Origin of the sequence: Enterobacter sp. 18A13 (assembly GCF_007035975.1) — a bacterium.
GTDB classification, from domain to species: domain Bacteria; phylum Pseudomonadota; class Gammaproteobacteria; order Enterobacterales; family Enterobacteriaceae; genus Enterobacter; species Enterobacter vonholyi.
The window spans coordinates 174,524-193,815 of sequence record NZ_AP019634.1; the positions used below are offsets into that span (position 1 = coordinate 174,524).

At 55.7% G+C, this 19,292-nt stretch carries 15 protein-coding genes; 8 read left to right on the plus strand and 7 right to left on the minus strand.

Translation table 11 applies throughout. From position 1 onward, the window contains the following. Nucleotides 1-116: 116 nt before the first annotated feature. Both avtA and FOY93_RS00835 read right to left on the minus strand, forming a co-directional pair. Nucleotides 117-1,373 carry a valine--pyruvate transaminase gene (avtA, locus tag FOY93_RS00830; protein WP_111964330.1) on the minus strand — a complete coding sequence of 419 codons (1,257 nt, stop codon included), beginning with the start codon at nucleotides 1,371-1,373 and terminating at the stop codon, nucleotides 117-119. Nucleotides 1,374-1,569: 196 nt separating this feature from the next. Beyond that, nucleotides 1,570-3,600, minus strand: coding sequence for an alpha-amylase (locus FOY93_RS00835; protein WP_143344498.1), 2,031 nt, complete (start codon nucleotides 3,598-3,600; stop codon nucleotides 1,570-1,572). Between the two features lie 314 nt (nucleotides 3,601-3,914). Here FOY93_RS00835 and FOY93_RS00840 point away from each other — a divergent pair, with 314 nt between their 5' ends. Further along, nucleotides 3,915-4,739: a protein bax gene (locus tag FOY93_RS00840; protein WP_111964332.1), complete on the plus strand. Its 825-nt coding sequence runs from the start codon at nucleotides 3,915-3,917 to the stop codon at nucleotides 4,737-4,739. Nucleotides 4,740-4,778: 39 nt separating this feature from the next. On the opposite strand, the gene xylR is transcribed toward FOY93_RS00840, so the two are convergent. From xylR to xylF, 4 genes are all read right to left on the minus strand, one after another. Then, nucleotides 4,779-5,957 (minus strand): D-xylose utilization transcriptional activator XylR, encoded by a 1,179-nt coding sequence (gene xylR, locus FOY93_RS00845; protein ID WP_021242460.1) that lies wholly within the window; start codon nucleotides 5,955-5,957, stop codon nucleotides 4,779-4,781. A 33-nt stretch (nucleotides 5,958-5,990) separates the two neighbouring features. Beyond that, nucleotides 5,991-7,172 carry a xylose ABC transporter permease XylH gene (gene xylH / locus FOY93_RS00850; RefSeq protein ID WP_133293538.1) on the minus strand — a complete coding sequence of 394 codons (1,182 nt, stop codon included), beginning with the start codon at nucleotides 7,170-7,172 and terminating at the stop codon, nucleotides 5,991-5,993. Continuing rightward, complete coding sequence (locus tag FOY93_RS00855) at nucleotides 7,150-8,691, minus strand: xylose ABC transporter ATP-binding protein (RefSeq protein WP_115876672.1); 1,542 nt, start codon at nucleotides 8,689-8,691, stop codon at nucleotides 7,150-7,152. Before FOY93_RS00855 ends, xylH begins: the two co-directional genes overlap by 23 nt. A gap of 72 nt (nucleotides 8,692-8,763) precedes the next feature. Then, entirely contained in the window at nucleotides 8,764-9,756 is a 993-nt protein-coding gene (gene xylF, locus FOY93_RS00860; RefSeq protein WP_133293540.1) for a D-xylose ABC transporter substrate-binding protein, read from the minus strand. 371 nt (nucleotides 9,757-10,127) lie between these two features. On the opposite strand from xylF, the gene xylA reads away from it, so the two are divergent. The 4 genes from xylA to FOY93_RS00880 all read left to right on the plus strand — a co-directional run bounded on the left by xylA (nucleotide 10,128) and on the right by FOY93_RS00880 (nucleotide 14,529). Continuing rightward, nucleotides 10,128-11,450: a xylose isomerase gene (gene xylA, locus FOY93_RS00865; protein ID WP_127732712.1), complete on the plus strand. Its 1,323-nt coding sequence runs from the start codon at nucleotides 10,128-10,130 to the stop codon at nucleotides 11,448-11,450. Between the two features lie 61 nt (nucleotides 11,451-11,511). Continuing rightward, nucleotides 11,512-12,966: a xylulokinase gene (gene xylB / locus FOY93_RS00870; RefSeq protein WP_143344499.1), complete on the plus strand. Its 1,455-nt coding sequence runs from the start codon at nucleotides 11,512-11,514 to the stop codon at nucleotides 12,964-12,966. Nucleotides 12,967-13,069: 103 nt separating this feature from the next. Then, nucleotides 13,070-13,609, plus strand: coding sequence for an isochorismatase family protein (locus FOY93_RS00875; RefSeq protein ID WP_133293542.1), 540 nt, complete (start codon nucleotides 13,070-13,072; stop codon nucleotides 13,607-13,609). Next, on the plus strand, nucleotides 13,609-14,529 hold the full coding sequence (locus tag FOY93_RS00880) for a GlxA family transcriptional regulator (RefSeq protein WP_143344500.1): 921 nt from the start codon (nucleotides 13,609-13,611) through the stop codon (nucleotides 14,527-14,529). Before FOY93_RS00875 ends, FOY93_RS00880 begins: the two co-directional genes overlap by 1 nt. Here FOY93_RS00880 and FOY93_RS00885 read toward each other — a convergent pair. Next, nucleotides 14,522-15,517 carry an acyltransferase gene (locus tag FOY93_RS00885; protein WP_143344501.1) on the minus strand — a complete coding sequence of 332 codons (996 nt, stop codon included), beginning with the start codon at nucleotides 15,515-15,517 and terminating at the stop codon, nucleotides 14,522-14,524. The genes FOY93_RS00880 and FOY93_RS00885 overlap by 8 nt on opposite strands. A 182-nt stretch (nucleotides 15,518-15,699) precedes the next feature. Here FOY93_RS00885 and FOY93_RS00890 point away from each other — a divergent pair, with 182 nt between their 5' ends. From FOY93_RS00890 to glyS, 3 genes are all read left to right on the plus strand, one after another. Then, the gene (locus FOY93_RS00890; RefSeq protein WP_133293545.1) at nucleotides 15,700-16,005 is read left to right on the plus strand and encodes a YsaB family lipoprotein; all 306 of its coding nucleotides are present in this window, start codon (nucleotides 15,700-15,702) and stop codon (nucleotides 16,003-16,005) included. A gap of 160 nt (nucleotides 16,006-16,165) precedes the next feature. Continuing rightward, on the plus strand, nucleotides 16,166-17,077 hold the full coding sequence (gene glyQ, locus FOY93_RS00895; RefSeq protein ID WP_003860141.1) for a glycine--tRNA ligase subunit alpha: 912 nt from the start codon (nucleotides 16,166-16,168) through the stop codon (nucleotides 17,075-17,077). Nucleotides 17,078-17,086: 9 nt separating this feature from the next. Next, on the plus strand, nucleotides 17,087-19,156 hold the full coding sequence (glyS, locus tag FOY93_RS00900; RefSeq protein WP_045907867.1) for a glycine--tRNA ligase subunit beta: 2,070 nt from the start codon (nucleotides 17,087-17,089) through the stop codon (nucleotides 19,154-19,156). Nucleotides 19,157-19,292 lie beyond the last annotated feature (136 nt).

A 19,292-nucleotide genomic window follows, 5' to 3' on the forward strand; every position in this document is an offset into this window, starting at 1 on the left:
GGAGTATTCCTAAGAAAACTCAATGGGGATGATAAATGAAACGCTACAGGATATATCCTTATTGTAAGATTCAGATCGCGGAAAAATAAGGCTCTTCATTTGAAGAGCCTTATTATTTAACAATTGCCTTCGAGCCAGGCTTTTTCGATTTCTTCGGCGAGAATTTTAACCCCCGCTTCGATTTTTTCCGGGTCGGGGACGTAGTTCATGCGCATGCACTGATGGGTATGTGGCCATGGCTTATCCAGTCCCGGGAAGAAATAATCGCCCGGAACCATCAGCACCCCGCGCTTTTTAAGGCGCTGGTAGAGCAGTTCGGTAGTGATAGGCAAATCCTTAAACCACAGCCACAGGAAAATCGCTCCTTCAGGCTTGTGGATCAGGCAGCGTTCTTCCGGCAAATAGCGGCGAATTGTAGCGATTGTTTCCTGAACGCGCTGGTAATAGAAAGGCTTAATCACGTCATTCGACAGACGCAGCAGGTCCTTGCGTTTGATCATCTCGCACATCATCGCCGGGCCAATGCCGCCCGGTGAGAGGCTGATAATGCCGTTCATATTGGTAATGGCGGTGATGATTTTCTCGTTAGCGATGATGATGCCGCAGCGGCTGCCCGGCAGGCCCAGCTTTGAGAGGCTCATGCATAGGACAATGTTCGGGTTCCACAGCGGACGTGCTTCGCTGAAGATAATGCCCGGGAACGGTACGCCGTAGGCGTTATCGATTACCAGCGGAATGCCGTGCTGATTTGCCAGTGCATCCAGCTTCATCAGTTCGTCATCGGTGATCACATTGCCCGTTGGGTTAGTCGGGCGCGATACGCAGATCATGCCCGTCTCTTCACCAATATGCAGGTGTTCAAAATCGACGTGATATTTGAACTGGCCTTCCGGCAGCAGTTCGATGTTCGGGCGCGCGGAGACGAACAGATCCTCTTCCAGGCCGGAATCGGCATAGCCGATATACTCCGGCGCCAGCGGGAACAGCACTTTTTTGGTGGTGCCGTCGGCGCGACGCCCTGCGAACAGGTTAAACAAGTAGAAAAATGCGCTCTGGCTGCCGTTTGTCAGTGCAATATTCTGTGGTTCGATATCCCAGCCCAGCTCGTCACGCAGCATTTCGGCGAGGAGTGCCAGCAGTTCGGTTTTACCCTGCGGGCCGTCGTAATTGCAAAGCGCATCGGTTGCTTTGCCGCTTTCCAGCATCTGAGCGAGCAGCGTCTGGAAATAGGTCGTCATCTCCGGAATTTGAGCCGGGTTTCCGCCGCCGAGCATGATTGCGCCCGGTGTGCGCAGCCCGTCGTTGAGGTCCTCCATCAGGCGAGTAATGCCTGAATGGCGGGTAAATTTGTCGCCGAAAAGTGAAAACGTCATAGCAGGTGATCTGTCGAGCTTATTTTGAAAGTGGGTAACCATAACGCTAGCACCGTGCTGGTGCAAATCGGGTGGTGTGGTCGGATTTGTTGTTTTATAGGGCGGGAGTGGGTTTGTGTAGTGAATAGTTCTGGTGGAATTCCCCTCACCCCGGCCCTCTCCCCAGAGGGAAGAGGGTTAGGGTGAGGGGTATGATCTACTGATTACCCGCCCATACCACCATCACCTTATCGCCGTTGTGCTCGCGCACGAAGCCATACCCTTCTTTAAGCGACAGCGTGGTTTGTTTGCCTTCACCTATCGCCGGGTGGCGGGCGCGGAACTGACCCAGCGTTTGCCAGTGGGCGACGGTTAAGGCCTGCTTGCCCGTAACGTCCTGCCAGTTCATATCCGAACGGGTGCCCTGCAGCGGGTCGGAGCCTGTTGGCCCGAATGGACGCTCAGACTCATCCCCGTAATAGATTTGCACGCTGCCCGGCGCCAGCAGGAGCAGCTCCGCCGCGCGCTGGCCCCCTTCGCGGAACAGACGCGTATCGTGTGATGAGAGATAGCTCAGCACGTTGAAGTTTTGCAGCTTTTCCGCCATCTGCTGCCAGGTGAGATCCATATCGGCCAGGCAATCCACCGCTTTTGCCGCCTGCTCCTGATAGTCAAAGTTGATCATCGCATCGAAGCCGTGGCGGTAATAATCGCTCTGCATCACCCCGTGGCCCCAGGATTCCCCGGTCATCCAGAACGGTGCGTTGTCGATCTTTTTGTCCGCGTGAGCGCTTTTCCAGGCAGCCAGCGCCTGGCTTGCCTGGTCTTTCAGCTGTTGCCAGGCCGCAAGCTCAACGTGTTTTGCGGTATCCACCCGAAAACCGTCGATGCCGTAGTCACGTACCCACTGGCTGAGCCAGTGGGTCAGGTAGTCGCGCGGGGTATAGCCCGGAATCGCTTTCGCGTGGGTATCGGGCTTGTATTGATAGAAATTGGGCAACCCGGAAGGGACGGTGGATTCCGTTTTCAGATCGGGTAAAAACGCCAGCGACATTGTTAAATCATCAAAACCGGGGTTGTCGTAATCGCCAATGTCGGTGCGGATCCACTTTTTACCCCACCATTTTTCCCATGCGGCTTTATCGCCGAAGTTGATGTAGTCGTTAAAGCTGTGCCAGCTTTGTCCCGCGCCCGGCTTCCAGTCCGTCCAGCGTTCTCCCAGCGTCTTTTTCAGTTCATCACCCTGCAGGTACAGGGCTCCAAACAGATACTCCTGCATGTCTGCAAGCGTGGCATAGCCAGCGTGGTTCATAACGATATCGAACAGAATGCGGATCCCGCGCTTGTGCGCTTCGTCGACAAGATGGCGTAAATCATCTTCGGTGCCCATGTTGGCGTCGAGTTTTGTCCAGTCCTGGGTGTAGTAGCCGTGATAGGCGTAGTGAGGAAAATCTCCTTTGGTGCCACCGCCGACCCAGCCGTGGATCTGCTCAAGCGGGGAGCTTATCCAGAGCGCGTTCACTCCCAGCTGCTGTAAATAATCGAGCTTGCCGGCAAGTCCTTTGAGATCGCCACCGTGGAAAGTGCCAATTTCCTGCATGCCGTCTTTATGACGACCGTAGCTGTTGTCGTTACCCGGGTCACCATTCGCATAGCGGTCGGTCAGCACAAAATAGACGGTGGCATTTTGCCAGCTAAACGGCGCAGGCCTGTCGGTTTCGGCGCGCTCAAGCAGCAGCAGACCGTTACTGTTGACGGCTGGCTGCAGAGTGATGTTTCCATTTTGCACCGTCGCCGTCTGTTTACTGTAGTAGTCGCGCACGACGGAGCCTTCCGGGAAGGTATGGCTGACGTCCAGCGTCAGCGGCTTACCGTCCCACTTCGGACACTGACGGATGACGTTTGCAACCGGCTGTTCTGCGGCGCTCTGAATCGTCAGCAGCAGGGTGGGCGTGCCGGAGCGGGTATCAATCCGCATCTGGTATTCACCGTCGCGGAAAAGGCGCCACTGCGGCGGCGTGCCGTCACAGGGCTTGAGCGACAGCATCTCATTGAGTTTTATCGCACCTGTAGGCCGCCAGCACGTCTTGTCAAAACTCAGCGTAAGAGGACGCGTACCCTTCGCAAGCTTTGCCTGGCTGGTGAAGACCCCGGTGCCTTCGGCGCTAAATGCGCTAAACCCTGGCGATGACCAGTCGGCATGCGCCAGTGCGGGTAACATCAGAAAGGCTAATGCGGTACGTTTCATTCCTTTTTCCTGTCGCGGCATTTTTGACCAGTGTGCCATCAGGCGAGGGGCAAAAACTCATCCCCTGTCGGTTTCTGCCAGGAGGATGCGTGAGGATGAGTGATCTCGCGCAAAATTAGGCAGTTATCTGCGATAGCGCACACAGTTTTTGTGGAATGATGATTTTATGAGCAAGTTTCAGGTGACATAGTTTCGGAATTGGACTATTTCTATACGTGCTCTTGAAGTCTATTTTTGATATGATTTGAGATTCCGCTCTCAAATTTGTGAAAAAAATAAGGTGTTAGGATGATTACATCCGACCAGGAGACCTAATGATATCGACTCCCATTCGACGATATGGGGCTGCGATACTCATGTTACTCACCACGGCATTTTCGGGTGAGGTGCTTGCGAAGACGCACACGGATACAACGAGTAAGAAAGCCCACGTAATAAAGACGACAAGTAGTAAGGTTAGCAGTAAACAAGAGTATTCTCGCAATAGTGCAAAGAGTAGTTCACTTCCTGATTTGCGAAAATACCCTTCCGGAACACCAAGGAAAAAAGCGTTTCTCCGGACGGTAATGCCTTACATCACGAGTCAAAATGCCGCGATTACTGCGGATCGTAACTGGCTGATTTCCAAACAGTACGATAGCCGCTGGTCGCCATCCGAGCGCGCGCGTCTGAAGGATATCACGAAGCGCTACAAGCTGAGCTGGAACGGTAACACGCGTCGTGTGCCGTGGAATGCTCTCCTTGAGCGTGTGGATATCATCCCGGGCAGCATGGTTGCGACCATGGCTGCTGCCGAAAGCGGCTGGGGGACTTCTAAGCTTGCGCGTAGCAACAACAACCTTTTCGGCATGAAATGCGTGAAAGGCCGTTGTACTAATGCGCCGGGCAAAGTGAAAGGCTATTCGCAGTTTGAATCCGTGAAAGATTCCGTTAGCGCCTATGTGGTGAATCTGAACACGCACCCGGCCTACTCATCGTTCCGTAAATCACGCGCTCAGCTGCGTAAAGCGGACCAGGAAGTGACGGCCAGTACGATGATCCACAAGCTGAAAGGGTATTCGACGAAGGGACAGAGCTATAACAACTATCTGTTTGCTATGTACCAGGATAACCAGCGCTTAATCGCCGCCCATATGTAATCTCAAAAAAACGCCTTCCACCGGAAGGCGTTTTCTTTTCTAGATCAGCACCTCGCTGTGGCGATCCCGATACTCTTTCGGCGTGGTGTCATACTCTTTGCGAAACACCGAATAAAAATATTGCAGCGACGGGTAACCGCACATCTGCGAGATTTCGTTGATCGACAGCGATGTGGAGATGAGCAGGCTGCGTGCTTTCTCCAGCTTTTCAGCATGGATGACGGCATGAATAGTTTCGCCCACCTCTTCTTTAAAACGCTTCTCCAGATTCGAACGCGAAATACCCACCGAATCCAGCACCTGATCGACCTTAATCCCTTTGCATGCGTGGTTGCGAATATAGTGCATGGCCTGAATGACGGCCGGGTCGCTTAAGGAGCGATAATCGGTTGAACGACGTTCTACGACGCGAACAGGAGGCACCAGCAGGCGCTGAAGCGGCAGAGATTCTTTATCGAGCAGGCGATGCAGCAGCTTCGCCGCCTGATAGCCCATCTGACGAGTGCCCTGGGCAACGGAGGAAAGCGCCACGCGGGACAGATAGCGGGTCAGTTCTTCATTATCAATGCCAATCACGCACAGCTTTTCGGGCACCGGAATATGTAAGTGTTCGCAGACCTGCAGCACGTGGCGCGCACGCGCGTCCGTTACGGCAATGATACCGGTTTGCGGCGGCAGCGTTTGCAGCCAGTCAGCGAGGCGGTTTTGCGCGTGCTGCCAGTTTTCCGGCGCGGTTTCCAGCCCCTGATAGACCACGCCGCGATACTTCTCCTGCGCGACCAGCTGGCAAAACGCGTGTTCACGCTCAACGGCCCAGCGCTTGCCGCTGGTGGCGGGTAGGCCGTAAAACGCAAAGCGGTGGACGCCTTTCTCTTTTAAATGGAGAAACGCGGCCTCGACCAGGGCATGGTTATCGGTGGCAATATAGTGAACCGGAGGATAGTGTTCGGGCGAATGGTAGGAGCCGCCGACGCCCACAATCGGAACGTCGACGTCGGTCAGCAACTGTTCGATGACGGGATCGTCATAGTCGGCGATAACGCCATCGCCCAGCCAGTCTTTGATGTTCTCCAGACGGGTGCGGAAATCTTCTTCAATAAAAATATCCCATTCGGATTGCGACGCCTGCAAATATTCACCCACACCTTCCACCACCTGACGGTCGTAGGCTTTGTTGGCATTGAATAACAACGTAATGCGGTGACGCTTTTCAAACATGGCTCACTTCCTAATTAAGTCACAATACCGTTATCAGGCCCGTCGCTTGGTGGCCGAATCCATCCAGACTGCCAGTAAAAGAATTGCCCCCTTGACGATATACTGCCAAAACGTCGGGACGTCCATCATACTCATCCCGTTATCCAGCGACGCCATGATAAATGCGCCCATCACCGCGCCCGCCACGCTACCGATACCCCCTGCGAGGCTGGTACCGCCAATGACGCAGGCGGCGATAGCATCCAGCTCGGCGATGTTACCGGCGGAGGGAGAGCCGGCGCCCAGTCTTGAGCTGAGGATCAGCCCGGCGATAGCGACCATCAGGCCGTTAATGGCGAAGACCGCGAGTTTGGTGCGTTCGACGTTAATACCCGAAAGCCGAGCAGCCTCAAGGTTGCCGCCAATGGCATAAATACGGCGGCCAAACGCGGTGCGCGTCGCCATAAACATACCGCCCAACAGTAAAAGTGCCAGCAGCAGGACGGGTGTCGGGACACCGCGGTAGTCGTTTAAAAGCCAGATGGCGCCCAGCACAATGACCGCCGTGAGCGCCTGACGCCCCACCACCGACGTTGACGCCGGAGAAGCGAGCCCCAACGCCTGACGGCGCATGCGTCCACGCCACTGCCATGCGACAAACGCCAGCAATCCCACCACGCCGATGGAAAAGCCCACGCTATCTGAGAGGTAACTCTGGCCAATCTGCGACATGGCTGCACTGGTCGGGGAGACGGTGGTGCCGTTAGTGATGCCGATTAAGATCCCGCGGAAGGCCAGCATCCCCGCCAGGGTGACAATGAACGACGGCACTTTACGATAGGCTACCCACCAGCCGTTCCAGGCCCCCAGAACCAGACCCAGCACCAGCGTGACCGCTACGGTCAGCGGCAGAGGCCAGCCGAGCCATACGTCAAAAATCGCCGCCACGCCGCCGAGAAGTCCCATCATCGACCCGACCGACAGATCGATCTCCGCGGAGATAATCACGAACACCATGCCCACGGCCAGGATGCCGGTGATGGCGGTCTGGCGGAGCAGGTTGGAGACGTTTCGCGCGCTTAAGTACGAGCCATCGGTCATCCAGGTAAAGAACAGCATGATGACGATAATGGCCGCGATCATCACGAAGACCTGCAGGTTCAGCGCTTTTAGCCCTGCGAACGCACCGGGCGTCGGAACGGCGACTTTGATCTCAGACGGATTGCTTTTCGACATGACGTTCGCTCCTTAAAGCGGCTTCCATCACCTGCTCCTGCGTCAGGTTCTGGTTAATCAGGTTGGCTTTCAGTTTCCCCTCATGCATGACCAGCACGCGGTCGCTCAGGCCGAGCACTTCGGGTAACTCAGACGAAATGACAATGACGGCAATCCCTTGCTGTACAAGCTGATTAATCAGTTTGTAGATTTCATATTTGGCACCGATATCAATCCCGCGCGTCGGTTCATCAAGGATTAATATGCGTGGATTAAGCAGCAGGCAGCGCGCCAGAATGGCTTTTTGCTGGTTGCCGCCGCTCAGGCGACCAATCGCCAGTTCCGGAGAGGAGGTTTTGACCTTGAGACGGGCGAGTGACTGGAGGATGCACTGTTGCTCTGCGGCATCGTCCAGGCTGCTCAGCGCGCCGGAGAAGCGATCGAGCGCCGCCAGCGTAATGTTTTTCCCCACCGCCATGACCGGCACGATGCCGTCTTTTTTACGATCTTCCGGCACCATGGCAATGCCGCGGGCGATCGCCTGCTGGCAGTTGTCGATTTTCACCGGCTGGCCGTCGATATAAATCGTGCCCTCCCAGCGCCCCGGCCACACGCCAAAAAGACACTGTACGGCCTCCGTGCGCCCGGCGCCGACTAACCCGGCAATACCGAGAATTTCGCCGCTGTGCAGAGAAAACGAGACGTTATTGACGCGCCTGATGTGGCGGTTAACGGGGTGCCACGCGGTCAGGTTTTCCACGCGCAGCACTTCATCACCTTTGGTGTGAGGCTCATTCGGGTAGAGCGCCGTCAGCTCGCGCCCTACCATCATGGTGATGATGTCATCTTCGCTCATCCCGGCGGCTTCACGCGTGCCGATGTGCTGCCCGTCGCGGATCACGCAGATGGTATCCGAAATGGCTTTAACCTCGTTCAGCTTGTGTGAAATGTAGATGCAGGCGATGCCGTGGTTTTGCAGATCGCGGATGATATTGAGCAGAACCGCGGTTTCCTGTTCGGTGAGCGAGGCTGTAGGCTCATCAAGGATCAGCAGCCTGACCTGTTTATTGAGCGCTTTCGCTATTTCGACCAGCTGCTGTTGCCCAAGGCCCAGGTCGCCCACGCGGGTATCCGGTGAAATGCTGAGGCTCACCTGCGCCAGCAGCTTTTCACAGCGGAGCGTCATGGTGTCGTAATCCAGCACGCCGTGGCGGGAAATTTCGGCCCCGAGGAAAATGTTCTCCAGCACGGTGAGATGCTTCACCAGCGCCAGTTCCTGATGGATGATGGCGATGCCTTTACGTTCGGTATCACGAATGTGAGTCGCCTGGATAACTTCACCGGCAAAGACGATTTCGCCTTCGTAGCTGCCGTGCGGGTAGATCCCGCACAGCACTTTCATCAGCGTCGACTTGCCCGAGCCGTTCTCGCCACACAGCGAAACCACTTCGCCGGGGTTCAACCGGAGGCTGACGTTATCGACGGCTTTCACCGTGCCGAAGCGCTTGGTGATGCTTTTCATTTCAAGTAAATAAGGCATAACTGCTCCACATAACCCGAGGGAAGAACAGTACAACGTGATGCGCCCCCGCAGAGCAGGGGCCGCGCCGGATTACAGTTCGCTCTTCTTGTGGAAGCCGTCTTTAATGACGGTGGCGTCAATGTTCTCTTTATTGACTTCAATAGGGGTGAGCAGGCGAGCCGGAACGTCTTTCAGTCCGTTATTTAGCGTTGCGTCTGCTTTAGGCTGCTTGCCATTGCCCAGTTCCACGGCGATTTCCGCCGCCGTATTGGCAAGCTCGGTAATCGGTTTGTAGACCGTCATGGTTTGGGTGCCTGCGATGATGCGTTTTACGCCAGCCAGATCGGCATCCTGTCCTGAAATGGCGACTTTACCGGCCAGCCCCTGTGCACTCAGGGCCTGGATAGCACCGCCTGCGGTGGCATCGTTGGAGGCCACAACCGCATCAATTTTGTTGTTGTTGGCCGTCAGCGCGTTTTCCATAATCTTCAGCGCGTTTTCTGGCAGCCAGCCGTCGGCCCACTGATCGCCGACCACTTTAATTTTCCCGTTGTCGATGTACGGTTTAAGGACTTTCATTTGCCCTTCGCGGAACAGCTTGGCGTTGTTATCCACCGGAGAGCCGCCCATCAGGAAATAATTGCCCTGAGGCACTTTGTCGATCAGGCTTTGCGCCTGTAATTCCCCGACTTTTTCATTGTCGAACGAAATATAATAATCAATGTCCGCATTATTAATCATGCGGTCATAGGCCAGGACTTTAATGCCTTCCTGTTTGGCTTCTTTCACCACGTTACTTAATACCTGGCCGTTATAGGGGATAATGACCAGCACATCGACGCCACGGTTAATCATATTCTCAATCTGCGACATTTGTGTTTCTTCGTTGCCGTTAGCCGACTGAACAAACACGCTGGCGCCGAGGGATTCTGCTTTTTTAACAAAAATATCGCGATCTTTTTGCCAGCGCTCCAGGCGCAGGTCGTCAATCGCCATGCCAATTTTGACCTCTTTGGCATGTCCTGCAAAGCTTGCAAGGAGGAGCGTAGCGCAGAGCGTTAGAGTCAGGTTCTTTATCTTCATAATTATTAGGCCTTTTTGTAGGGGTATGTGTTGCTGAGATAAAAGAAACATTCACTGCTGGGACGCAGCAAATTTTTAACGCGGAAAGGCGGGCTGGCAATTACAGATTTTTATCTTCGCATTATGATATTTGGTTTATTTCTGAATTTATGACCGCGATCGGATTTTAAAATACGTAACGTCTTAATTACATTTGATTCTGGAATATGCGCCGAAAAATAGTTTGTCTGCGCATTATTTTGCGAGCCAGCGCACAGTTGTGCATTCTCTCAATAGCAGTGTGAAATAACGTAATTGAGCAACCCAAAATGTCTATTCACTATTACTCCTGTATCAACGACTCGCCGCATACCCTGATTATGGAGCTCAATATGCAAGCTTATTTCGACCAACTCGATCGTGTTCGTTACGAAGGCCCGAAAACGACCAATCCTTTAGCATTTCGTCACTACAACCCGGATGAGCTGGTGCTGGGTAAGCGCATGGAAGATCATCTGCGCTTTGCCGCCTGTTACTGGCATACCTTCTGCTGGAATGGCGCCGATATGTTCGGCGTGGGCTCCTTTGATCGCCCATGGCAGCAGCCGGGTGAGGCCATCGAACTGGCAAAGCGCAAAGCCGACGTTGCGTTTGAGTTCTTCCACAAGCTGAACGTGCCGTACTACTGCTTCCATGACGTCGACGTGTCGCCGGAAGGCGCATCGCTGAAAGAGTATCTGAACAACTTTGCACAGATGGTGGATGTACTGGCAGCAAAACAGCAGCAAAGCGGCGTGAAGCTGCTCTGGGGCACGGCAAACTGCTTCACTAACCCACGCTACGGCGCGGGTGCGGCAACCAACCCGGATCCGGAAGTGTTTAGCTGGGCGGCCACGCAGGTGGTGACGGCAATGAACGCCACGCATCAGCTGGGCGGCGAAAACTATGTCCTGTGGGGCGGACGTGAAGGCTATGAAACCCTGCTCAACACCGATCTGCGTCAGGAGCGCGAGCAGATTGGCCGCTTTATGCAGATGGTTGTCGACCACAAGCACAAAATTGGCTTCCGCGGCACGCTGTTGATTGAGCCGAAGCCGCAGGAACCAACGAAGCATCAGTATGACTACGACGTGGCGACGGTGTATGGCTTCCTGAAGCAGTTTGGTCTGGAAAAAGAGATCAAAGTGAACATTGAGGCCAATCACGCCACGCTGGCGGGCCACTCTTTCCACCACGAGATCGCGTCTGCGATTGCGCTGGGCATCTTCGGCTCGGTCGATGCGAACCGTGGCGACGCGCAGCTGGGCTGGGACACCGATCAGTTCCCGAACAGCGTGGAAGAGAATGCGCTGGTGATGTACGAGATCGTCAAAGCGGGCGGTTTCACCACCGGTGGCCTGAACTTTGACGCCAAGGTGCGTCGCCAGAGCACCGACAAATACGATCTGTTCTACGGCCACATTGGCGCGATGGACACCATGGCGCTGGCGCTGAAGGTGGCGGCACGTATGATTGAAGACGGCGAGCTCGATAAACGCGTGGCGAAGCGCTACAGCGGCTGGAACAGTGAGCTGGGCCAGCAAATTTTGAAAGGGCAGTTATCGCTTGCGGACATCGCGAAGTACGCTGAACAACATCAGCTGGCGCCGCAGCACCAGAGCGGGCACCAGGAACTGCTGGAAAATCTGGTCAACCACTACCTGTTCGATAAATAACAGTATCCAGGCCCGGTACGCGGAAGCGCCACCGGGCATTTCTGTCAAAGGAGTCACCGCAATGTATATCGGGATCGATCTGGGCACATCGGGTGTGAAAGCCATCCTGTTAAGCGAGCAGGGCGAGGTGTTAGCAACGCAGACAGAAAAGCTGCAGGTTTCACGTCCGCATCCGCTGTGGTCGGAACAGGACCCGGAGCAGTGGTGGCAGGCAACGGATCGTGCAATCAAGGGGTTAGGTGAACAGCATTCTCTGCGTGACGTGAAAGCGCTGGGGATTGCCGGGCAAATGCACGGTGCAACCTTGCTGGATAGCGAGCATCGCGTGTTGCGACCCGCCATTCTCTGGAACGATGGCCGCTGTGCGGAAGAGTGCGCGCTTCTTGAGGCGCATGTACCCACGTCTCGTGAAATTACCGGCAACCTGATGATGCCCGGCTTTACTGCGCCCAAACTGCTGTGGGTGCAGCGACACGAGCCGGAGATTTTCCGTCAGGTGGCGAAAGTTCTGTTGCCGAAAGACTATCTGCGCTTTCGTATGACGGGCGATTTTGCTTCCGACATGTCCGATGCCGCAGGCACGATGTGGCTCGACGTGGCGAAACGCGACTGGAGCGAGGCGATGCTGGATGCTTGCCATCTAACCCGGGAACACATGCCCGCGCTGTTCGAAGGTAGCGAGGTCACAGGCACGTTGCTGCCGGACGTTGCGGAACGCTGGAATATGCCTGCCGTACCGGTGGTTGCCGGGGGCGGTGACAATGCCGCGGGTGCCGTGGGCGTCGGCATGGTTGAGGCGGGTCAGGCGATGCTGTCGCTGGGAACGTCTGGCGTCTATTTTGCCGTCAGTGACGGCTATCGCAGCAATCCCGAAAGCGCGGTGCACAGTTTCTGTCACGCGCTTCCTGGGAAATGGCATTTGATGTCGGTGATGCTGAGTGCAGCGTCGTGCCTGGACTGGGCGGCGAAATTGACCGGGATGGCTGATGTTCCTGCGTTGATTGCCGCAGCACAGCAGGCGGATGAAAATGCCGGTACCGTCTGGTTTTTACCGTATCTTTCCGGCGAACGTACGCCGCACAACAACCCGGAAGCGAAAGGGGTGTTTTTTGGCTTAACCCATCAGCATGGTCCGGCAGAACTGGCGCGTGCAGTTCTGGAAGGGGTGGGCTATGCGCTGGCCGACGGGATGGACGTGGTGCACGACTGCGGCCTGAAACCGACTAGCGTCACCCTGATTGGCGGCGGTGCGCGAAGCCCTTACTGGCGACAAATGCTGTCGGATATCAGCGGGTTGCAGCTGGATTTCCGCACGGGAGGGGATGTTGGCCCCGCGCTCGGCGCCGCGCGTCTGGCGCAGATAGCCATTCATCCGGAACAACCGCTTTCACAACTGCTGCCGCAGCTTACCCTTGAGCAGGCGCATTTCCCGAACGCGGTAAACCATGCGCGGTACGCGGAAAGGCGCACGGTATTCCGTAAAATCTACCAGCAGCTGCTGCCGCTGATGTCGTAAATACGCTTGTCCGGGAGAAGCACGAGGATGTCCTTTTTTGGTCTGTGCGTGCCTTCCTTTCCTTGCCAGTATGGTGTTACACCCACCGGCGAGGAGATCCACCATGTCACGCATTGCACTCATCAATATTGATACTCAGCAGTCCTTCCATCACCGCAATTACTGGCAGGAAAGCGAGATCCCTGCCTTTCAGCAGGCGATGCTGGGGCTGATTGATGGCTGCCAGGCACGTAATATCCCGGTCGTTGATATTTTTCACGTGGATGAAGACGGTCCTTTCACCCTGGAAAGCGGCTATGTCAAACCGATGGCCTTTTTGCGTCATCAGCCGGATGTGGTTTTCCAGAAACACGTCCATAATGCTTTTACGGATACCGGGCTTGACCGCTGGCTGCGCGAGCGTGATATCAACAGTGTGATTATCTGCGGCATTCGCACTGAACAATGCTGCGAAACCACCGCCCGGGTGGCATCCGATCTGGGTTATGCTGTGACCTTTGTAAGCGAGGCGACGCTGACGTTTCCCATGACGTACAAAGGGATAACCCTTAGCGCAGCGGAAATTCGCCACCGTACCGAAACGGTACTGTCCGGGCGTTTTGCCGAAATTAAAACGGTAGCGGAGACGCTGGAGTCACTGTAATGAGCATCGACGTCTGGTTCGTCATGTTGCCCGGGGTGCTGTCATTAGATATGACGGGCCCGGCAGAGACCTTTGTGCTGGCTGGCGACGCGTTTCGTCTGCATTACATTGGGCCGCAACCGGACGTTCAGACGTCGATAGGCCTGACGATGAGCGGCATTCAGCCGCTGCCGGAGCGTCTTCCAGAGGGAAGTCTGCTGGTATTGCCCGGCGTGAGTGACTCCCGCGCTCAGTTTTCGACGCCACAGGCGTTACAGATACAGCACTGGCTGATGCGCCTGCAGCCGGCCATTCAGCGCCGGGATATCACGGTGATGTGCGTCTGTTCAGGGGCGCTGCTGGCGGCGAAATCGGGTCTGCTGAACAACCGGCAGTGTACAACCCACCATGACGTTATCAGCCGTTTACGCACCGCAGCCCCCACGGCGACAATTAAAGAAAACCGCATCTTTGTGCAGGACGAGAACATCTGGACCAGCGCGGGGATCACGTCGGGCATCGATCTGGCGCTGCATATGATTAACCGCCTGTGCGGCCCCGAAAAGGCGCTGGCCGTGGCGCGTGAGATGGTGGTCTGGTTCCGCCGTTCCGGTGACGATCCCCAGCTCTCCCCGTGGCTGCGCTACCGCAATCATCTTCATCCGGCGATCCATCGGGCGCAGGATGCGCTCACCGCCGAGCCGCAAAAAGCGTGGAGCTTGCCTGACATCGCCGCGCTGGCGCACGTCAGCCCGCGCCATCTTACCCGGCTTTTCCAGTCACATTTAGGCATTAGCGTTCGTGATTATCTGGAGCAGCTGCGTCTGGCGGTGGCGGAACAGTGGCTATTGCAGGGGCGCGGCGTGGAGCAGGCTTCGCTGGCGGCAGGGTTTTCCTCCCCGCGCCAGTACCATCGCGCGCGGCAGCGCAGCGTTAACTGACGAAGCGGCGAACGTCTATTTTTTGCAGCAGCATCGACAGCAGCAGGCTGATCGCCAGCGTGGCGGCAAAAATCCAGACCATATCCAGCACCGGCCAGCTTTTTAGCTCAACGCCTCTTGTCCTAAGCGCGTGGATAACCAGCGCGTGAAAACCGTAAATCCCGAGAGAGTGTCGTGAAATGACGCTCAGTACGGGAAGGGGACGCGCATTCAGGGTGTTTTTGGCGAGCGTGAGCAGCGATACGGCACAGATAAAGACCATCGGCCCGCAGTAGAGATACCAGGTATCGGCAAAATTACCACGCCACTGCAGCTCATGCAGCGTCCCGCGTGAAATCACCGCCACGCCAGCGATAAACAGCGCCCCGCAGAGCCAGCTCAGACCGCGTTTTTGCGTGTCCATCATCCCGATGGCGCGCCCCAGCATGCCGTAAAGCACGTAGTAAAAGGTATCGCCGTTGATATAGAGGTTCACCGGCAGCCACTCAAACCCGTCGATTTTCTGCGAAACCGTATTCGGGTTGGCGATGATGCCAATCACCACCATCAAGGCCAGGAGCATTTTCCCGCTGACGTTTTTCACCTGAATGAGCGGGGAGACCAGATAGATAACGATAATGGCGAAGAAGAACCACAGGTGGTAGAACACCGGTTTTTGCAGCACGTATTTCAGCGATAGTCCGGCGTTTATTGAGGTAAACAGGGTGATATAGAGCAGGGCAACGGCGCTGTAAAACCCCAGGCAGGCCGCAATGCGGATGAAGTGCCGCGGCTGAGCGCTGCGATCGCCAAAAAAGAGAAAGCCGGAAATCATAAAGAACAGCGGCACGCTGACGCGCGACGCAGAGTTGAGAATATTGGCGATATCCCAGTTAACGGGGCTGATGCTGTGGGCATTCGTGACGTACCAGGTCGTCGTGTGGATCATGACCACCATCAGACACGCTATTCCTCGCAGGTTATCAATCCAGTTAATTTTTGACGGCATCAGTTCCTCGTATTCCCTGTAAATTGAGTGTGACTCCCATTGTCCAAAAGTCTTCGTTTGGAAAATTCTGAGTTTTATGCGCAGGCTTGCCGGGAGACCGCGAGATTCGCAGAATGGCAGTCCTTAATCTATAAAAGTGTTGATACTAAAAATAACAGCCGCTGACCGGGACGGTAATAAAAATGATGATGAAGCGTGTGGCGTCACTCTTTCTGCTGTTGATCCTGGCAGGATGCAGTGCGCCACAAGAAGCACCAGTGCAAAAAGCCCAGCAGGGCAAAATGAGCCCGGAACGTTCGCTGAATATGGAGTCGCTCTGCAAGGACCAGGCCGCACGCCGCTATAACTCGGACGTGCAGAAAATCAACGTCACCGGGTTTGAGCGCTTTCAGGGCAGCTATGAGCTCAAGGGCCATACGTCGCGCAAAGAGGGCTTTGTCTGCTCGTTTGATGCGGACGGTCAGTTTTTACACCTCTCCATGCGCTAGCCTGCTCGCATAATCAACAGCCAGACGCCGTCAGCGTTCTGGCCGGAAGGCTTATTTCCCAATTTTCCCTAAACAACCCCGTTTCGTACTGTATATCTTGCAGCCAGCGGGTATACTGGTCGCTTCCATTTAAAACCACACGTATCCAGCACGAAATACTATGCAAAAGTTTGATACCAAGACCTTCCAGGGCCTGATCCTGACCTTACAGGATTACTGGGCTCGTCAGGGCTGTACCATTGTTCAACCTTTGGACATGGAAGTCGGCGCCGGCACTTCACACCCGATGACCAGTCTGCGTGCGTTGGGGCCAGAGCCAATGGCGACCGCGTATGTGCAGCCTTCCCGTCGTCCGACCGATGGTCGTTACGGTGAGAACCCGAACCGTCTGCAGCATTACTATCAGTTCCAGGTGGTGATTAAGCCATCACCCGACAACATTCAGGAACTGTACCTCGGGTCGCTAAAAGAGCTGGGTATGGATCCAACCATCCACGACATCCGTTTCGTGGAAGATAACTGGGAGAACCCAACGCTGGGTGCCTGGGGTCTGGGTTGGGAAGTGTGGCTTAACGGTATGGAAGTGACCCAGTTCACTTACTTCCAGCAGGTGGGTGGTCTGGAATGTAAGCCGATCACCGGTGAAATCACCTACGGTCTGGAACGTCTGGCGATGTACATTCAGGGCGTAGACAGCGTTTACGACCTGGTCTGGAGCGACGGCCCGCTGGGTAAAACCACCTACGGCGACGTGTTCCATCAGAACGAAGTGGAGCAATCCACCTATAACTTCGAATACGCGGACGTGGACTTCCTGTTCACCTGCTTCGAGCAGTACGAGAAAGAAGCGCAGCAGCTGCTGGCGCTGGAGACTCCGCTGCCGCTGCCTGCCTACGAGCGTATTCTGAAGGCCGCCCACAGCTTCAACCTGCTGGATGCCCGCAAAGCCATCTCCGTGACTGAACGTCAGCGCTACATTCTTCGTATTCGTACCCTGACCAAAGCCGTTGCAGAAGCTTACTATGCGTCCCGTGAAGCCCTTGGCTTCCCGATGTGCAACCGAAACAAATAAGAGGCGGCCATGTCTGAGAAAACTTTCCTGGTGGAAATCGGCACCGAAGAGCTGCCACCAAAAGCCCTGCGCAGCCTGGCTGAATCTTTTGCTGCGAACGTGACCGCCGAGCTGGATAACGCTGGCCTGGCGCACGGTAAAATTGAGTGGTTTGCTGCACCGCGCCGTCTGGCGCTGAAAGTGGCAAATCTGGCTGCGTCTCAGCCGGATCGCGAAGTCGAAAAACGTGGCCCGGCGATTGCCCAGGCGTTTGACGCTGAAGGCAAGCCGAGCAAAGCGGCGGAAGGCTGGGCGCGCGGCTGCGGCATCACCGTCGATCAGGCCGAGCGTCTGACCACGGATAAAGGCGAATGGCTGTTGTACCGTGCGCATGTGAAAGGTGAAAGCGCAGAAGCGCTGCTGCCGGACATGATTGCCACGTCTCTGGCGAAGCTGCCTATTCCTAAGCTGATGCGCTGGGGCGCGTCTGATGTGCACTTTGTGCGTCCGGTTCACACCGTGACCCTGCTGCTGGGCGACACCGTTATTCCGGCTACCATTCTGGGCGTGGCGTCCGATCGCGTGATCCGCGGCCACCGCTTTATGGGCGAGCCAGAGTTCACCATCGACAATGCCGACCAGTACCCGCAGATCCTGCTGGAGCGCGGCAAGGTCATTGCTGACTACGAACAGCGTAAAGCCAAAATCAAAGCGGACGCGGAAGACGCGGCGCGCAAGATTGGCGGTAAAGCCGATCTGAGCGACAGCCTGCTGGAAGAAGTGACCTCGCTGGTGGAATGGCCGGTTGTGCTGACCGCGAAGTTTGAAGAGAAATTCCTGGCCGTTCCGGCTGAAGCGCTGGTGTACACCATGAAGGGTGACCAGAAGTACTTCCCGGTCTATGCCAACGACGGCAAACTGCTGCCAAACTTCATCTTCGTGGCAAACATCGAATCGAAAGATCCGATCCAGATTATCTCTGGTAACGAGAAGGTCGTGCGTCCACGTCTGGCCGATGCCGAGTTCTTCTTCAATACCGACCGTAAAAAGCGTCTGGAAGATCATCTTCCACGCCTGCAGACCGTGTTGTTCCAGCAGCAACTGGGTACGCTGCGCGACAAGACCGACCGTATCGCGGAGCTGTCCGGCTGGATTGCCCGTGAAATCGGTGCGGACGTCAACCACGCAACGCGTGCTGGCCTGCTGTCCAAGTGTGACCTGATGACCAACATGGTGTTCGAATTTACCGACACCCAGGGCGTGATGGGTATGCATTACGCGCGTCACGATGGCGAAGCGGAAGACGTGGCCGTGGCCCTGAACGAGCAGTATCAGCCGCGCTTTGCGGGTGACGAACTGCCGTCCAACCCGGTTGCCTGTGCCGTGGCGATCGCCGATAAGATGGACACCCTTGCGGGTATCTTCGGTATCGGTCAGCATCCAAAAGGCGACAAAGACCCGTTTGCGCTGCGTCGTGCCGCGCTGGGCGTGCTGCGTATCATCGTTGAGAAGAACCTGAACCTGGATCTGCAGACCCTGACCGAAGAAGCGGTGCGTTTGTACGGTGATAAGCTGACTAACGCGAACGTGGTGGATGATGTGATCGACTTTATGCTCGGTCGTTTCCGCGCCTGGTATCAGGATGAAGGTTACACCGTCGACACCATTCAGGCGGTGCTGGCGCGTCGTCCGACCCGTCCGGCTGATTTCGATGCGCGTATGAAGGCGGTTTCCCACTTCCGTACGCTGGAAGCGGCATCTGCTCTGGCGGCGGCCAACAAGCGTGTATCCAACATTCTGGCGAAATCCGACGAGACGCTGAACGAGCGTGTGAACGCCGCGACGCTGAAAGAGCCGGAAGAGATCGCCCTGGCGATGCAGGTTGTGGTGCTGCGCGACAAGCTCGAGCCGGTCTTCGCGGAAGGTCGCTACCAGGAAGCGCTGGTGGAGCTGGCCGAGCTGCGTGACGTCATTGACGCCTTCTTCGAGAAAGTGATGGTGAACGTAGAAGATAAAGAGCTGCGTATTAACCGTCTCTCTATGCTCGAAAAACTGCGTGAGCTGTTCCTGCGCGTAGCGGATATTTCGCTGCTGCAGTAATGTGCCCGTTGATACAAATGCTAAAAACCCGCTTCGGCGGGTTTTTTTATGATGTGTTGCTGAAAATTTAACCTTGAAACCGTCAACACATTACCGCTATCCTTATCCACGTTAACTTTCTCGCGCTGGAGAGCCC

Coding starts and splice junctions, on each gene's coding strand:
- avtA (WP_111964330.1), bottom strand. CDS start 1,373: ATGACGTTTTCACTTTTCGGCGACAAATTTACCCGCCATTCAGGCATT.
- FOY93_RS00835 (WP_143344498.1), bottom strand. CDS start 3,600: ATGAAACGTACCGCATTAGCCTTTCTGATGTTACCCGCACTGGCGCAT.
- FOY93_RS00840 (WP_111964332.1), top strand. CDS start 3,915: ATGATATCGACTCCCATTCGACGATATGGGGCTGCGATACTCATGTTA.
- xylR (WP_021242460.1), bottom strand. CDS start 5,957: ATGTTTGAAAAGCGTCACCGCATTACGTTGTTATTCAATGCCAACAAA.
- xylH (WP_133293538.1), bottom strand. CDS start 7,172: ATGTCGAAAAGCAATCCGTCTGAGATCAAAGTCGCCGTTCCGACGCCC.
- FOY93_RS00855 (WP_115876672.1), bottom strand. CDS start 8,691: ATGCCTTATTTACTTGAAATGAAAAGCATCACCAAGCGCTTCGGCACG.
- xylF (WP_133293540.1), bottom strand. CDS start 9,756: ATGAAGATAAAGAACCTGACTCTAACGCTCTGCGCTACGCTCCTCCTT.
- xylA (WP_127732712.1), top strand. CDS start 10,128: ATGCAAGCTTATTTCGACCAACTCGATCGTGTTCGTTACGAAGGCCCG.
- xylB (WP_143344499.1), top strand. CDS start 11,512: ATGTATATCGGGATCGATCTGGGCACATCGGGTGTGAAAGCCATCCTG.
- FOY93_RS00875 (WP_133293542.1), top strand. CDS start 13,070: ATGTCACGCATTGCACTCATCAATATTGATACTCAGCAGTCCTTCCAT.
- FOY93_RS00880 (WP_143344500.1), top strand. CDS start 13,609: ATGAGCATCGACGTCTGGTTCGTCATGTTGCCCGGGGTGCTGTCATTA.
- FOY93_RS00885 (WP_143344501.1), bottom strand. CDS start 15,517: ATGCCGTCAAAAATTAACTGGATTGATAACCTGCGAGGAATAGCGTGT.
- FOY93_RS00890 (WP_133293545.1), top strand. CDS start 15,700: ATGATGATGAAGCGTGTGGCGTCACTCTTTCTGCTGTTGATCCTGGCA.
- glyQ (WP_003860141.1), top strand. CDS start 16,166: ATGCAAAAGTTTGATACCAAGACCTTCCAGGGCCTGATCCTGACCTTA.
- glyS (WP_045907867.1), top strand. CDS start 17,087: ATGTCTGAGAAAACTTTCCTGGTGGAAATCGGCACCGAAGAGCTGCCA.